Source organism: Kutzneria kofuensis (genome assembly GCF_014203355.1).
Classification (GTDB): domain Bacteria; phylum Actinomycetota; class Actinomycetes; order Mycobacteriales; family Pseudonocardiaceae; genus Kutzneria; species Kutzneria kofuensis.
In genome coordinates this window covers 2,446,245-2,460,075 of record NZ_JACHIR010000001.1, presented here as the reverse complement: position 1 = coordinate 2,460,075, position 13,831 = coordinate 2,446,245, and the positions used below count along the sequence as shown (strand labels likewise).

Annotated in this window: 12 protein-coding genes; 10 read left to right on the top strand and 2 right to left on the bottom strand. The window is 69.6% G+C overall.

Features of this window, described 5'->3' with window-relative positions:
• Positions 1–15: 15 nt before the first annotated feature.
• The 8 genes from BJ998_RS11305 (at position 16) to BJ998_RS11270 (ending at position 7,880) form a co-directional block, all read left to right on the top strand.
• Positions 16–1,023, top strand: coding sequence for an MCE family protein (locus BJ998_RS11305; RefSeq protein ID WP_184860966.1), 1,008 nt, complete (start codon positions 16–18; stop codon positions 1,021–1,023).
• Entirely contained in the window at positions 1,020–2,006 is a 987-nt protein-coding gene (locus BJ998_RS11300; protein WP_312890048.1) for an MCE family protein, read from the top strand. The genes BJ998_RS11305 and BJ998_RS11300 overlap by 4 nt, the downstream gene beginning before the upstream one ends.
• A complete protein-coding gene (locus tag BJ998_RS11295; RefSeq protein WP_184860964.1) occupies positions 2,006–2,977 on the top strand; it encodes an MCE family protein in 972 nt (323 codons plus the stop codon). Before BJ998_RS11300 ends, BJ998_RS11295 begins: the two co-directional genes overlap by 1 nt.
• Positions 2,977–3,903, top strand: a complete 927-nt coding sequence (locus tag BJ998_RS11290; protein WP_184860962.1) for an MCE family protein — start codon at positions 2,977–2,979, stop codon at positions 3,901–3,903. Before BJ998_RS11295 ends, BJ998_RS11290 begins: the two co-directional genes overlap by 1 nt.
• Complete coding sequence (locus tag BJ998_RS11285) at positions 3,903–4,994, top strand: MCE family protein (RefSeq protein ID WP_184860960.1); 1,092 nt, start codon at positions 3,903–3,905, stop codon at positions 4,992–4,994. Before BJ998_RS11290 ends, BJ998_RS11285 begins: the two co-directional genes overlap by 1 nt.
• A 69-nt stretch (positions 4,995–5,063) precedes the next feature.
• The gene (locus BJ998_RS11280) at positions 5,064–5,543 is read left to right on the top strand and encodes an Rv1363c family protein (protein ID WP_184860958.1); all 480 of its coding nucleotides are present in this window, start codon (positions 5,064–5,066) and stop codon (positions 5,541–5,543) included.
• A complete protein-coding gene (locus BJ998_RS11275) occupies positions 5,540–6,028 on the top strand; it encodes a hypothetical protein (protein WP_184860956.1) in 489 nt (162 codons plus the stop codon). The genes BJ998_RS11280 and BJ998_RS11275 overlap by 4 nt, the downstream gene beginning before the upstream one ends.
• 43 nt (positions 6,029–6,071) lie before the next feature.
• Positions 6,072–7,880 carry a long-chain-acyl-CoA synthetase gene (locus tag BJ998_RS11270; protein ID WP_184860953.1) on the top strand — a complete coding sequence of 603 codons (1,809 nt, stop codon included), beginning with the start codon at positions 6,072–6,074 and terminating at the stop codon, positions 7,878–7,880.
• Here BJ998_RS11270 and BJ998_RS11265 read toward each other — a convergent pair.
• Complete coding sequence (locus tag BJ998_RS11265; protein WP_184860951.1) at positions 7,877–8,752, bottom strand: DUF4436 family protein; 876 nt, start codon at positions 8,750–8,752, stop codon at positions 7,877–7,879. The two genes, BJ998_RS11270 and BJ998_RS11265, sit on opposite strands and share 4 nt — an antisense overlap.
• 266 nt (positions 8,753–9,018) lie before the next feature.
• Here BJ998_RS11265 and BJ998_RS11260 point away from each other — a divergent pair, with 266 nt between their 5' ends.
• Both BJ998_RS11260 and BJ998_RS11255 read left to right on the top strand, forming a co-directional pair.
• Positions 9,019–9,285: a hypothetical protein gene (locus BJ998_RS11260; protein ID WP_184860950.1), complete on the top strand. Its 267-nt coding sequence runs from the start codon at positions 9,019–9,021 to the stop codon at positions 9,283–9,285.
• A gap of 258 nt (positions 9,286–9,543) precedes the next feature.
• A complete protein-coding gene (locus tag BJ998_RS11255; RefSeq protein WP_184860948.1) occupies positions 9,544–10,911 on the top strand; it encodes a hypothetical protein in 1,368 nt (455 codons plus the stop codon).
• A gap of 109 nt (positions 10,912–11,020) precedes the next feature.
• Here the strand turns inward: BJ998_RS11255 and BJ998_RS11250 are convergent, their stop codons facing one another.
• Positions 11,021–13,828: a glycoside hydrolase family 2 TIM barrel-domain containing protein gene (locus tag BJ998_RS11250; RefSeq protein WP_184860946.1), complete on the bottom strand. Its 2,808-nt coding sequence runs from the start codon at positions 13,826–13,828 to the stop codon at positions 11,021–11,023.
• Positions 13,829–13,831 lie beyond the last annotated feature (3 nt).

Sequence of the window (13,831 nt, the reverse complement as noted above, 5' to 3'; positions counted from 1 at the left end):
GCGGGGGTGGCCGGGATGAGGGCGGTGCTGATCAAGGGGCTCGTGTTCGTCCTGGTCACCGGTCTGGCGACCACGGCGTTGGCGCTGGCGATCGCCAATCCCGGGAACGGGGACACCGTCGACTACACCGCTCGGTTCAGCAATGCCGTCTCGCTTTCGGTCGGCGACGACGTGCGCATCGCCGGCGTGACGGTCGGGCAGGTCGAGCGGATCTCCATAGCCGACCAGCGGGTCGCCGAGGTGGAGTTCTCGGTGCAGCGGGACCATCCGCTGCCGGCGTCGGTGACGGCGGCGATCAAGTACCGAAACCTCGTCGGGCAGCGGTACATCGCGCTCGGCGAGGGGGCCGGCGACCCCAACCAGGTGCTGCCACCCGGCGGTCAGATCCCGCTCGCCCGGACGTCCCCCGCGCTGAACCTGACGGCGTTGCTCAACGGATTCAAGCCGTTGCTGCGAGCGCTGTCGCCCGGCGACGTCAACCAGATGGCCGGTGAGATCGTGCAGGTGCTGCAGGGCGAGGGCGGCACCGTCGATGACCTGCTCGCCCACACGGCGTCCCTGACTTCCACGCTGGCGCAACGTGACCAGGTGATCGGCGAGGTCGTGTCCCACCTGAATGCCGTGCTGACGCAGGTCAATGCCCACGACGACCAGCTGTCGACCCTCGTATTCACGACCCAGCAGCTGGTCAGCGGCCTGGCCGCCGACCGCGGTTCGATCGGCGACGCCATCAGCGGGTTGTCCGGCCTCGCCGACGCCACCACCACTCTGCTTCAGCAGGGCCGGCAGCCCCTCAAGGACGACATCGCGCAACTCGGCGGAGTCGCCGGCAATCTCGCCGCCGACGAGGGTCTGGTCGACCAGTTCCTCACGAACCTGCCCGCGAAGCTCGACGCGATCGGCCGCACCGCCTCCTACGGCTCGTGGCTGAACTTCTACCTGTGCTCGGCCACTACGGACGCCCCCGCGCCACCCGGCGGAGCGACACCGGGAATCCCCGTGACGGCAGGGAGGTGCAAGTGAAACGGAGCTTCCTTGAGCGGAATCCGCTCGTCGTCGCGGTGGTGGGAGTGACCGTCACGGCGTTGGTCACCGCTGCGGTGTTCGTTGCCGACGAGTTGCCGTTCGGCACCACCGGTTACTCCGCCTACTTCACGGAGGCGGCGGGGCTGAAGCCGTCCGACGAGGTGGCGGTGGCGGGCGTGAAGGTGGGGGAGGTGACGGCGGTGACGCTGGCGGGGGACCAGGTCCGGGTGGGCTTCCGGGTGCGGGGCGCCTGGATCGGGGACGGGACCACGGTGTCGATCGAGATCAAGACGTTGCTGGGGCAGAAGTACCTGGAGCTGGAGCCGAAGGGGAGCGGGGCGCAGGATCCGGGGCAGCCGATACCCAGGCAGCGGACGGCGGCGCCGTATGACGTGGTGGCGGCGTTCGACGATCTGGCGGGCACCGTCACCCGGATCGACACCGGGCAGCTGGCACAGAGCTTCCAGGTGTTGTCGGATGCGTTCCGGAACGCGCCGCAGGAGATCAGGGCCACGGTGGACGGGCTGTCCGGTCTGGCGAAGACGATCTCGTCGAGGGACGACGAGCTGCGGAAGTTGTTGGCGGGCACCGCGAAGGTCGGGCGGACGCTGGCGGACCGGGACGAGCAGTTCCGGCGGCTGATCGGGGACGGGGCGGCGCTGCTGCGGGAGGTGCAGCAGCGACGGCAGGCGATCTCGGCTCTGCTCAAGGGAAGCACGGCGCTGGCCGAGCAGCTGAAGGGCCTGGTGGCGGACAACAACACCCAGCTCGGTCCGACGCTCACGCGGCTGGACCAGGTGACGGCGGTCCTGCACCGCAACCAGGAGAACCTCGACAAGGGGTTGGCGCTGATCGGCCCCTACTACCGCCTGCTGGACAACGCGCTGGGCAACGGCCGGTGGATCGACACCTACCTGTGCGGCCTGGTGCCGGCGACGCCGAACCGCGACTGCGTGCCGCCGGGCTCGAAGGGCAACTGATGAACCAGCTGATGAGCATGCTCCTGGTCGTGGCCAGCACGGTGTTCGGCCCGCTGCACGTCACGTTGCCGCTGCACCTCACGGCCTACTTCACGGAGGCGGTCGGCGTCTATGCCGGCTCGGACGTGCGGGTGCTGGGCGTCCGCGTCGGCACGGTCGACGAGGTGCGGCCGGCGGGCACGCAGGTCCGGGTCAGGCTCACGGTCGAGCCGGAGGTGCGGATCCCGCGTGGCGTCAAGGCGGTCATCATGGCGCCGAGCCTGGTCTCCGACCGGTTCGTGCAGCTCGCGCCGGCCTACACGACCGGCCCGGAACTGCCCCAGGACTCGACGATCAGCGAGAACAGCACGGCGACGCCGGTGGAGCTGGACCAGCTGTACGGCAGCCTGAACGAGCTGGCGACCGCGCTCGGACCGAACGGCGCGAACGCCGACGGGGCGCTGTCCGACCTGGTCAGGACCGGTGCCGAGGTGCTCGACGGCAACGGGGCGAAGCTCAACGAGACGATCGAGCGGCTCGGCGCGGCCGCCGGCACGCTGTCCGGTGCGAAGGACGACTTCACGGGCACCGTCGACAGCCTGCAGAAGTTCACCGCCACGATCGCGACCAGCGACGACCAGGTCCGGGACGTGACGGATCGGCTGGGACAGGTGTCGGCCTTCCTCGCGGGGGATCGGGACGATCTCGGTGCGGCGCTGAGCCAGCTGGCCGGTGCGTTGGCCGACGTGAAGCAGTTCATCCAGGACAACCGAAGCCGGATAGCGTCCAATGTGGACAAGCTGGCGCAGCTGAGTCAGGTGCTGGTGAGGGAGCGGGCGTCGCTGGACGAGGCGCTCAAGGTCGCGCCGCTGGCGTTGGGCAATGTCCTCAACGCCTACGACCCGGGGACGAAGACGCTCAGCGGGAGGGCGAACATCCGGGAGTTCGCACCCGGCGAGCAACCGGTTCTCCCGTTGCCGGCGGTGGGCTGATGCGTAGATACCTGCTGTTGGCAACGGTGTTGCTGGCAACGGCGTGCGCACTGCCGGGCGGAGCGGATGTCGGCAGCCGCCCGTACCGGGTCACCGCACAGTTCGGCGACGTTCTGGACCTGGTGCCGCAGGCGGCCGTCAAGGTCGACGACGTGCCGGTCGGCCGGGTGGACACGGTGCGGCTGGCGCCGGACGGCTGGAGTGCGCTGGTGACGATGACCGTGAACGGTGACGTCCACCTGCCGGCCGATGCCCACGCCTACCTCCGGCAGTCCAGCCTGCTCGGCGAGAAGTTCGTGGAGCTGGCGGCCCCGGCCACTGCCACGACAACGCCGCTGGCCGACGGGGCGACCATCCCGCTCGCCCGCACGAACAGGAACCCGCAGGTGGAAGAGGTGCTGGGTGCGCTGTCGATGGTGCTGAACGGCGGCGGTGTGGCCCAGCTCCAGACGATCACACAGCAGGTGAACCAGGCCCTCAACGGCAACGAGAGCAACGTCCGCGACCTTCTGTCCAAAATAGACAACCTGGTGAACAACCTTGACCGCCACAAGGACGACATCACCAAGGCACTCGACGGAATGGCCAGGCTGGCCAAGACTCTCGACGACCGCAAGACCCAGATCACCGGCGCCATCGACGACCTCACACCGGGCATCTCCGTCCTGGCACAACAAAAGGACAACCTGACCAGGATGGTCGACGCTCTCGACCACCTCGCGGCGACGGCCACCGACACCGTCAACCGAAGCCGGGACGACCTCGTCGCCGACCTGAAGGCACTGCAACCCACGCTCCGGCAACTCGCCGCCGCCGGCCAGAACCTGCCGAAGGCGCTGCAGGTCCTGATGACGTTCCCGTTCACCGACGCCGTGCTCGACGACGTCAAGGGCGACTACCTCAACGTCTACCTGAAGGACCACTGATGCTGACGGCCGGAGTCCGCCTCAAGGTCGCCGCGTTCCTGCTGGTCGGCCTGACCGCCGTCGCCTTCGTCGCGGCCCGCTACGTCGGCCTGTTCGGCACCGGCGGCTACCAGGTCACGATGAAACTCGCCGACGCCGGCGGCATCTTCACCAACGCCGAAGTGACCTACCGTGGCGTGCCGATCGGCCGGGTCGGGCCGATAACCCTCACCGACGACGGCGTCGACGTCGAGCTGGACCTGATCCAGTACGACATCCCGCAGGACGTCGACACCGTCGTCAAGAACCGGTCGGCGGTGGGGGAGCAGTACGTCGACCTCAAGCCGAGAAGGCCCGACGGCCCGACGCTGCGGCAGGGCTCGGTCATCCCGCAATCGGCCACCAAGGTGCCGCTGCCGGTGCAGACCCTGCTGACGAACATCGACAGCCTGGTCCGGAGCGTGCCGGATGATTCCCTGCGCACTCTCGTCGACGAACTGGACACGGCCACCCGCGGCACGACCACGGATCTGCAAGCCCTGTTGGACAGCACGCATTCCTTCGTCGGCGCGACCACGCAGCACATGCCGCAGCTGACGCAACTCGTCACCGACTCCACGACCGTGCTCCACACTCAGAACGACGAGGCCGCCGCGCTCACCCAGTTCGGCGCCAACGCCAAGCTCATCGCCGACCAGCTGCGGAGTTCCGACGCGGACCTGCGCAGCCTGATCGGCACCGTGCCACAGCTGTCCGTGCAGGTCAGCCAGCTGATCAGGGACACGGATCCGAGCCTGGGCGTGTTGATCGCCAACCTCCTGACCACCGCGACCGTGGCCCTCGGCCGCCACGACGCCATCCAGGAGCTGCTGATCGCGGCGCCGCAGGCGATCGCCGCCGGGGCCAGCACAGTCACCAACGGCACAGCCGACTTCGGGCTGTCGCTGACGTTCTTCGACCCCCTCGGCTGCACCGCCGGCTACGACGGCACCAGCCGTCGAAGCGGGCTCGACAACCAGCCGGGCAGACCGCTGAACACGCAGGCCCGCTGCACCCTGCCGGCGGCATCCGGCACGGGTGTCCGCGGCGCCCAGAACGCCCCGAACGGGTGAGTTGTGAAGGGGGCATTCCTGGCGTTCAACGCCAGGAATGCCCCCTTCCGAACAGAACAGGGAGCCGACATGAAGATCGTGGTGATCCTGGCGGCGGTGTTCGCCGCGTGGGGCGGGTGGTCGTGGTGGAGCGCCGCACACGACGACGCCAGGCTGTTCGCGCTCGACCGACAGGCCGTCACGCAGGCCGCGCGGCACGACATCGCCACGCTGAACACCCTGGACTACCGCAAGATCGACGACGGCCTCAGGTCCTGGCTGGCCGTCTCCACCGGCACGCTGCACGACCAACTGGCGCAAACCGGAGCGGACAGCCGGAAACAGTTGGAACAGGCCAAAACCGTCACCACTGCACAGGTAATGGACACGGCCGTGACGGCGCTCGACCAACGTGCCGGCACCGCCAAGCTGATCGCCGCCGTGCAGCTCGACGTCACGCCGGAAGGCGGCCAGCAGACCACCAAACGCACCCGGTTCCAGGCCGACCTCACCCGCACCGCCAACGGCTGGCAGGTCAGCGCCCTCGCACCCGTGCAGGTGCAGTCGTGAAGTGGCTCGTCGCGGCGACGATCGCCTTGGTGTCGCTGGGAATCTGGTTCCGCATCGAGGCGACGAGCCTCTGGGACGACCCGGCCACGGCCAACCAGGCGCTGGTCGACCCGGCGGCCACCAGCAAGGTTCTCGGCGACGTGAATGCCGCGCTGGGCAAGGTGTTCTCCTATCGGTACGACAACACGGCGGCGACCGAGCAGGCCGCGAAGCAGACCCTCAAGGGCAACGCCGAAAGCCAGTACGACGATCTGTTCGCGCAGGTCAAGCAGCAGGCGCCGGCGCAGAAGCTGATGCTCACCACCAAGGTCGTGTACAGCGGCGTGACGATGCTGCAGGGTGATCACGCGCAGCTGCTGGTGTTCCTCGACCAGTCGGCGACCCGTGGCGACAACAACCAGAGCAGCCTGGCCGCCGCCGAACTCACCGTGACGGCCCAGCGCCAGGGCGACAACTGGGTGATCACCGACCTGCGCACGCGGTAGCGGACCGTTGTCCGGATACCGACCGGTCGGTAGCATGGCCTTGATGAACGCGACAGAGCAGTCGGCGGCGCACCGGATCGGCCTGGCCGACGTGATACGGGCGCTGCCCGGCATGGCGCTGGACGTGCCCAGCCTGCTGCACGGCGCGATCGGGCTGGCCACCATCGGCCCGACCAGCCGCGACTCGGTCGGCCACGTGTTCCAGCGTGCCGCGCACCGCCACCCGGAGCGGCCGTTCCTGCGCTTCGAGGACACCGAGTTGTCCTACGGGCAGGCCAATCTCTGGGTGAACCGGTACGCCGCCGTGCTGAACAGCCACGGCGTGCGCCCCGGCAGCACGGTCGGCATCCTGGCGGGGAACCGGCCGGAGACGCTGCTCGCCGTGCTCGCGGTGGCCAAGCTCGGCGCCACCGCCGGCATGCTCAACCACCACCAGCGCGGCGAAGTGCTGAACCACAGCCAAAAACTGCTCGACAGCACGGTGCTGATCGTCGGCAGCGAATGCCGCGAGGCGCTGGAATCCCTGCCGGCCAAGGAGATCCGTGGCACGGTGCTCTGCCTGCCCGACGGCGACGACGCGATGCACGGCTACCCGGACATGGACGAGGCGGCGATCAGCGCCGACGACCACGACCCCGTGCAGACCACGCTGATCCACGCCCGGGACAAGGCGTTCTACGTCTTCACCTCCGGCACCACCGGGCTGCCCAAGGCCAGCTCGATGAGCCATTTCCGGTGGCTCAAGGCGATGACCGGCCTCGGTCACCTCGGCGTACGGCTGACCTCGGGCGACACGCTGTACTGCTGCCTTCCCCTGTACCACAACAACGCGCTGACGGTGTCGCTGTCGTCGGTGCTCGGCGCCGGCGCGACTTTGGCGCTGGGGCGGAACTTCTCCGCGTCGAGGTTCTGGGACGACATCGAGCGCACCCGCGCCACCGCGTTCTGCTACATCGGCGAGCTCTGCCGGTACCTGCTCAACCAGCCGGTGCGGGCAGGCGAGCGCACGCACCGCGTGCGGGTCGTGGTCGGCAACGGGCTGCGGCCGGAGATCTGGGACGAGTTCACCCGGCGCTTCGGCATCGGCCGGGTCGCGGAGTTCTACGGCGCCAGCGAGTGCAACCTGGCCTTCATCAACGCCTTCAACCTCGAACGCACCGCCGGCATGTGCCCGCTGCCGTTCGCGGTCGTCGCCTTCGACGCCGACACCGGCCAGCCGGCCCGGGACGCCGACGGCCGGCTGCGCCGGGTCGGCGCCGGCCAGGTCGGCCTGCTGATCACCAAGGTCACCGACCGCGCCCCGTTCGACGGCTACACCGACGCCGAGGCGACCGAGAAGAAGTTGGTGCGCAACGGTTTCCGCCGCGGCGACTGCTGGTTCAACACCGGCGACCTGGTTCGCGACCAGGGCTGGAACCACGTGGCCTTCGTGGACCGGCTCGGCGACACGTTCCGGTGGAAGGGCGAGAACGTGGCCACCACCGAGGTGGAGGCGGCGCTGGACGAGTGGCCGGCGATCGAGCAGGCCGTGGTGTACGGCGTCGAGGTGCCCGGGGCCGACGGCCGCGCCGGCATGGCGGCGGTCAAGCTCACCGACGGCGCCGAACTCGACGGGCGGGGCCTGGCCCGGCACCTCGCGGATCGCCTGCCCGGCTACGCGATTCCCCTGTTCCTCAGGGTGATCGACGAGGTCGAGCAGACGTCCACGTTCAAGAGCCGCAAGGTCGCGCTGCGCGAGGAGGGCTACACCGGCGGCGGCCCCGTGCACGTGCTCGCGGACCGCGAGACCGGCTACGTGCCGGCCTACGACGGGTACCCGGACGAGGTCGCCGCCGGGCGGATCCGCGTCTAGGCGGCCGCTTCCGCCTTCTTGCGCAGTTCCACCCGGTAGCCGACGACCACCGTGCAGATCAGCGACAGCGAGATCAGCCCCTCGGCGATGAAGAACGCGGCGAAGTCGACGACCGAGCCGATCGGCGGCGAGCCGGGCACCGCGTTGCGCAGCGGCACCAGGGCGAACAGCAACGCGCCCATGAAGCTCATGGACGGCCACAGCAGGCCGTGCCGGCCGGCGATGGCGAAGGTCGCGGCGATCACCGCGGCGATGCTCAGGCACCACATGAACAGCATGATGAACAGGGCGAACGCGAACATTCCGACGGTTCGGCTGGTGTCCGCCGAGAAGGTCAGCACGCCGTCGTCGGTCTTCGTGTCGCGCGGGTGGATCGCGAAGAAGGTGTCGCCGCTGGCGAAGGTGACCGCGAGCGGCGCGGTTTCGCCCGCGGACTCGGCGTAGAAGGCGAAGTCGACGCCGTAGCTGTCGAACGGGTAGTCGGTGATGATGCCGTCGGACAGCAGCACCTGCACGTCGTTGATCGTCGGGTTCTTGCCGGCCTTGAACGTCAGCGTGTCGCCCTTGACCGCGTCCTGGTGCAGGACGATGTCCTTGGCCGGGAAGCCGTCCGCGTCGGCGAAGCGGCCCTTGGGATCCACCGACACCTGGGCGGTCAGGGTCTGCGTGACCGGGTCCAGTTTCTGCACGTAGAACAGCACGTCCACGCGGTCGTTGCGGCTCGCGTCGCCGAGCGTCTCCTGGGACTGGCTCTGCGCGCGTTCCGTGAGGTAGACGCTCAGGCTGGCCGCCGTGACGATGATCGCGATCGCCGCCGGCGCCACCACCCACAGCCAACGCCGACGCGGCTTGGCCGCCGATTCCTCGCTCATGTCCACCTTCCGTTGTGAGACCGCGCGCCACCGCGAGAGCTGACCGAAATATCCGGGGAGCGCGGCGAATTCGGTGTGGATCGTGGACAGGCGTGTCCGGAAAGTCAAGGAGGCTTGAATTCGCGGGCAATTCGCTTTGCCCGTCCCTTCTGGACGGTCCAGATACGTGACATGGCTCACCCGAGAAAAGCGTGCAAACTGCACGTATGGTGGCTACCGTTGCTGATGCGTGCAGGAAGCACGCAAGTCGGTTCGAGGAGGAAGTCATGGCAGGCAACGTTGTGAAGCCGGAGGATGTGCTGCCCGACGGCGCGGAGGGCACCGAATTCGGCGGCGAGTACGTGCGCAAGGGGTCGGTCGCCGCGTTCATCGGCAACGTGCGCGCGCTGGCCGAGGTGGAACCGAGCGACCCTCGGTGGGAGACGATCGTGCGGCAGCTGCGGGAGCTGAAGCCCGCACTGGTTCGCATCGGCGTGCTGGACGTGTTCGAGGTGCGCGATCCTGAGGTGCGCGCACTGGTCGACGGCCTGTGATCCCCGCCACGAAACCGTGAGTTCGTGTCACCTTCGACGGACGACCGGACGGCGGCGCGATCATCGCCGGAATGAAATGCCTACAGTCTGCGTTCGGGGGGAAACCACGTCGAATCGAGGCATTTCATGTCGGGTGTAGCGATGGCCGCTGCCGTCAATTCGGGCCGGCGACCGCAAAAGGGTGCGAACCGCACGGTGTTTACCTTCCATTCATCCCTGGTGCGGCGTGTCGGCCGCGGCGCGGCGCGGTGAGCCGTCGTGAGCCAGTGCACCGGGACCATCACCGGCCTCACCGCCGCCGAGGCCGTCGAATACCGCTCCGAGATCGAGATTGCCCCCGCTGAGCAGGGGTTCTACCGGCTGCGTCAGGCGCGGGTCGCCGTTGTCGGCGACGGGCCGGTGCTCGGCGCCGTGCTGCGGGCCGGCGTCGGCTCCGGCTGGCGGCGCACCCGCGTGTTCACCGACACCGTGCCCGAATACGCATTGCGCGACGAATTCCAACACGTCTTGACCGATTCCGTCGACCGAATCGGCGCGCATCTCGCCGAGACCGATCTGGTCGTGCACGTATCGTCCGATATCGGCGAGTTGATTGACATGTGTCGGCGCTGCCGGGCGGAGAACGTGTCGTTGACCCAGGTGTTCGTGCGGGGGCGGGATGCCTGGATGACGCCGGTGCACACGGCGGGCGGCCGGTCCGTCGAGGCGGCCTGGCGCCGGCTGGTTCCGGAGGAGAAGCCGGTGGCGCCGACCGCCGGCCGGTTGCCGAAGCGCGTGCCGGGCGTGGCGCTCGCCGCCGGGATGGCCGGGAACGAGCCCGAAGTGCCGGTCGCCGAGACCGATCCGTCGGCGGCTCCGCCGGCCAGTGCCGCGTCGGGGGCGGCGCTGGGCGGGGTCACGGCGGCGCTGATCGGGACGCAGGTGGCGTTGACCGCCTTCCGTTACCTCACCGGCGCTTCTCAAGCCGCGAAGCCGACGCTGCTGAGGCTGGACCTCGACTCGCTGGAGATCACCGAGCACCGCTACCAGTGGGGCGGGCCGGTGGCGGAGGCGCCGTCGGCCGAGCCGGTGGGGCCGGCGGCGCTGCTGGACCGGTTGCCGGCGTTCGTGGACCCGTACGTCGGCCTGCTCTCCGCCGTCGAGCAGGCCGGCGTCGTCAGCTGGGCAACGGTCGCGGATCCACGGCGGAGGTGGCCGGCCCACCGGGTCGTGGGCTGGGCGAGCGACCCGCAGACCGCGAAGGTGCGTGCCGTGCTTGCGGCGATGGCAAGCTACGGCGCGCTGGCGGCGGGACGCGGCTGGACGTGGGGCACGGACCTGATCACGGGCGGCCGTCGACGGGTGTGGCTGGACCAGCAGGGGCCGCACGCGGAGGTGGGCGCCGCGGCCGGCCTGTGCTGGAACGACGCCGTCGCGGCGGGGCTCCAGGCGCACTGCGAGCGGCGCCGGGATCCGATGGCGCCGGTGCGGCGCTGGGCCGACGAGACGACACCGTCCGATGTGGACGCGCTGGCGAAGATGCTGGCGGCGGAGACCGGGTGCACTCCGGTCGCGGTGCCGCTGGACGCGGACCCGGCGGCGGCCCGACTGCTTCCGTTCGTGACGCAGATCGTGCTGTTGCCCTGACGGAACGGGCCGTTCCTCGACTCGGGATCGAGGAACGGCCCGTTCCACCCGGACCGCCATGAAAGGACCATTCCTGACGTTGAACGTGTGGAATGGTCCTTTCCGAACGTCAGGCCGGGGAGCGGAACACCAGGGTGAAGGTGTGCGCGGCGGGCCAGAGGGCGTGTTCGGGGAGCACGTCCGGACCGCAGGCGGCCGAGCCCAGGCCGTGCTGGGCATTGTCCACGAACAGGTGGACCCGGTCGCTGGGCGGCAGCTCATGGGGATGGGCGGCCGCGGCGACCTGCTGCGGGGTGTGCCGGGACAGGCTGAAACCGGGGCGGTGCCCGGTCCGGTCGGGCACGGTGTCGATCCGCAGCCGGCCGTCCAGCTCCAACGACCGCAGCTGCGGCCGGTGCCCGGTCTCCTGCGGCCGGGAGTAGTTGACGTTCAGGTCGTCGACGGCACTGGTGAACCGCCCGACCCGGGCGGCGGTCGAACTGTCCGAATAGGACTCCAGGGGGCCGGTGCCGAACCACGAGACCTGGTCCACGGACGGCAGCTCGAACCGGACGCCGAGGCGTGGCCACGTGCAGTCCCAGCCGAGGCTGGGCACGGCGTCGACCTTCAGGGCAACGCCGTCCGCCACGCCGAACCAGTGGTACGTGACGTCGATGCACCGAGCAGCCGTCGCGGCGGCGACCCGCACGGACACCGTCACCGCGTCGTCGCCGATCCGGACGTCCCGGACCCGGTGTTCGAGCCGGTCCAGCCCACGCTCCCGCCACAGCCACTCGCCGGCCCGCGCGTCGTTGTCGGTGGGCGCGCGCCAGAGCTCCAGCCGCGGGCCGGAGATCTCCACGGAACCGATGCGCAGCAACGAACCCGTGCGCGGATCGAACTCCGCACCGCCGAGACCCTTGGCCGGCGTCACGGAAACCGTTCCCCGAGCAGACAACTGGTACTGCCGGGAGCCGACGACATGGCCGGACACGGCTTCCAGGGTCAGCCAGGTCTCCCCGGACACCGCCACGTCCAGCGCCTCCTCCGGCAGCTCGAACCGGCCCGATTCGCCCGGCGGCATCGGAAGGACCTCCAGCTCGCCCTTACCGACCTCGACGCCGTCGACGGCCCGGCTCCAGGTGAACCGCACGTTCGAGGTGTCGATGCTGTGGTAGCGGCTGCGCAGCGTGCCGGGCTCGTCGCCGAACACGATCGGCGCGATCACGGCGGCGTACTCGACCAGTCCCGGCGAGGGCGTGCCGTCGGGCAGCACCATGCCGTCCATCACGAAGTTGCCGTCGTGCACGACCTCGCCGAAATCGCCGCCGTAGGCGTAGAACGGCGTGCCGTCGGCGGTCTTGGTGAGAATGCCGTGGTCCCGCCACTCCCAGATGAAACCGCCGTGCAGCCGGGGATAGCGCTCGTACACGGCCTGGTAGTCGGCCAGGCTGCCGGGGCCGTTGCCCATGGCGTGCCCGAACTCGCAGTGCACGAACGGCCGGTGCTGCTGCCGCACGGTCTCCTCCGGCCGCAGGCCCTCGACCGCACAACCGGTGGTGCCGATCGCGGCCAGCTCCGACAGCGAGGCGTACATCCGGGAGTGCATGTCGGTGTACGCGCTCTGGTGATCCCGCTCGAAGTGCACCGGCCGGCCGGGATCCCGCTCGTGCGTCCACTGCGCCATGGCGGCCATGTTCCGGCCGTTGGCGCACTCGTTGCCCAGCGACCAGATCACCACCGACGGGTGGTTCTTGTCCCGCTCCACGGTCCGCCGCATCCGGTCCAGGAACTGCTCGGCCCATCGGGGATCGTCGGACGGATTGTCCGTGATGGACGGATCGAACTCGAAGCCGTGCGTCTCCAGGTCGCACTCCAGCATGACCCACAGGCCGAGCTCGTCGCACAGCTCCAGCACCCGCGGGTCCGGCGGGTAGTGGCTGGTCCGGATGGCGTTGATGTTGTGCTGCTTCATCAGCAGCAGGTCCCGCCGGGCGTGGTCGAGGTCGAACACCCGGCCCAGCACGGGATGCGTCTCGTGCCGGTTCACGCCGTAGAACATCACCTTGCGGCCGTTGACCAGGAACTGGTCGCCCTCGATGCGCACGGTGCGGAAGCCGAGCCGCAAGTGGACGGTCTCACCGGCGGCCGCCACCGTGCAGTCGTAGAGCCGCGGCGACTCCGCGCTCCACGGCTCCACCGCGCCGACCTCCAGCGCCGCCACCTCGTCGGCCGACTGCCACGTCACGGAAACGCCCAGTTCCGGCACGGACAGTGAGATCGGGAACGAGCCGCTCACCTCGGTGGTGACAACGCCGACCCCGTCAAGGAATTCCGCCTGCACCCACACGTCGTCGATGCGCGCCGACGGCCGGCCCAGCAGCGTGACGTCCCGGAAGATGCCGGGCAGCCACCACTGGTCCTGGTCCTCCAGGTAGGTCGCCGACGACCACTGGTGCACCCGCACCAGCAGCGAGTTCTCGCCCGGCACCACCAGGTCCGTGACGTCGAACTCGGTCGCTAGCCGGCTGCCCTTGCCGACGCCGACCTCCGTCCCGTTGAGCCACACCTTGTACGTCGACTCGACGCCGTCGAAGCGCAGCACGAACCGGTCGACGTCCCAGTCCGGCCGGGTGAAGGTGCGGAAGTGGTCGCCGGTCGGGTTCTCGTCCGGCACGTACGGCGGGTCGACCGGGAACGGGTACTTGATGTTGGTGTAGATCGGCCGCCCGTAGCGGCCGTCGCCGTGCAGCACCCAGTGCGACGGGACCGGCAGCGTGTCCCAGTCGGCCGGGTCCTCCAGCGGCGCGTCCGCGTGCGGCCACAGCTTGAACTTCCAGTCGCCGCCCAGCGACAGCGTCGGCGCGCTGGACCGCACCCATGAGCGCGGGGCCAACCGGTTCGGCGAACCGGGGGAGAAGTCCTCGTAGTACGTCACGCC

Excerpts from the sequence above, each read along its gene's own strand:
- BJ998_RS11265 (WP_184860951.1), bottom strand. The coding sequence starts at position 8,752 with ATGAGCGAGGAATCGGCGGCCAAGCCGCGTCGGCGTTGGCTGTGGGTG.
- BJ998_RS11280 (WP_184860958.1), top strand. The coding sequence starts at position 5,064 with ATGAAGATCGTGGTGATCCTGGCGGCGGTGTTCGCCGCGTGGGGCGGG.
- BJ998_RS11270 (WP_184860953.1), top strand. The coding sequence starts at position 6,072 with ATGAACGCGACAGAGCAGTCGGCGGCGCACCGGATCGGCCTGGCCGAC.
- BJ998_RS11285 (WP_184860960.1), top strand. The coding sequence starts at position 3,903 with ATGCTGACGGCCGGAGTCCGCCTCAAGGTCGCCGCGTTCCTGCTGGTC.
- BJ998_RS11290 (WP_184860962.1), top strand. The coding sequence starts at position 2,977 with ATGCGTAGATACCTGCTGTTGGCAACGGTGTTGCTGGCAACGGCGTGC.
- BJ998_RS11305 (WP_184860966.1), top strand. The coding sequence starts at position 16 with ATGAGGGCGGTGCTGATCAAGGGGCTCGTGTTCGTCCTGGTCACCGGT.
- BJ998_RS11260 (WP_184860950.1), top strand. The coding sequence starts at position 9,019 with ATGGCAGGCAACGTTGTGAAGCCGGAGGATGTGCTGCCCGACGGCGCG.
- BJ998_RS11295 (WP_184860964.1), top strand. The coding sequence starts at position 2,006 with ATGAACCAGCTGATGAGCATGCTCCTGGTCGTGGCCAGCACGGTGTTC.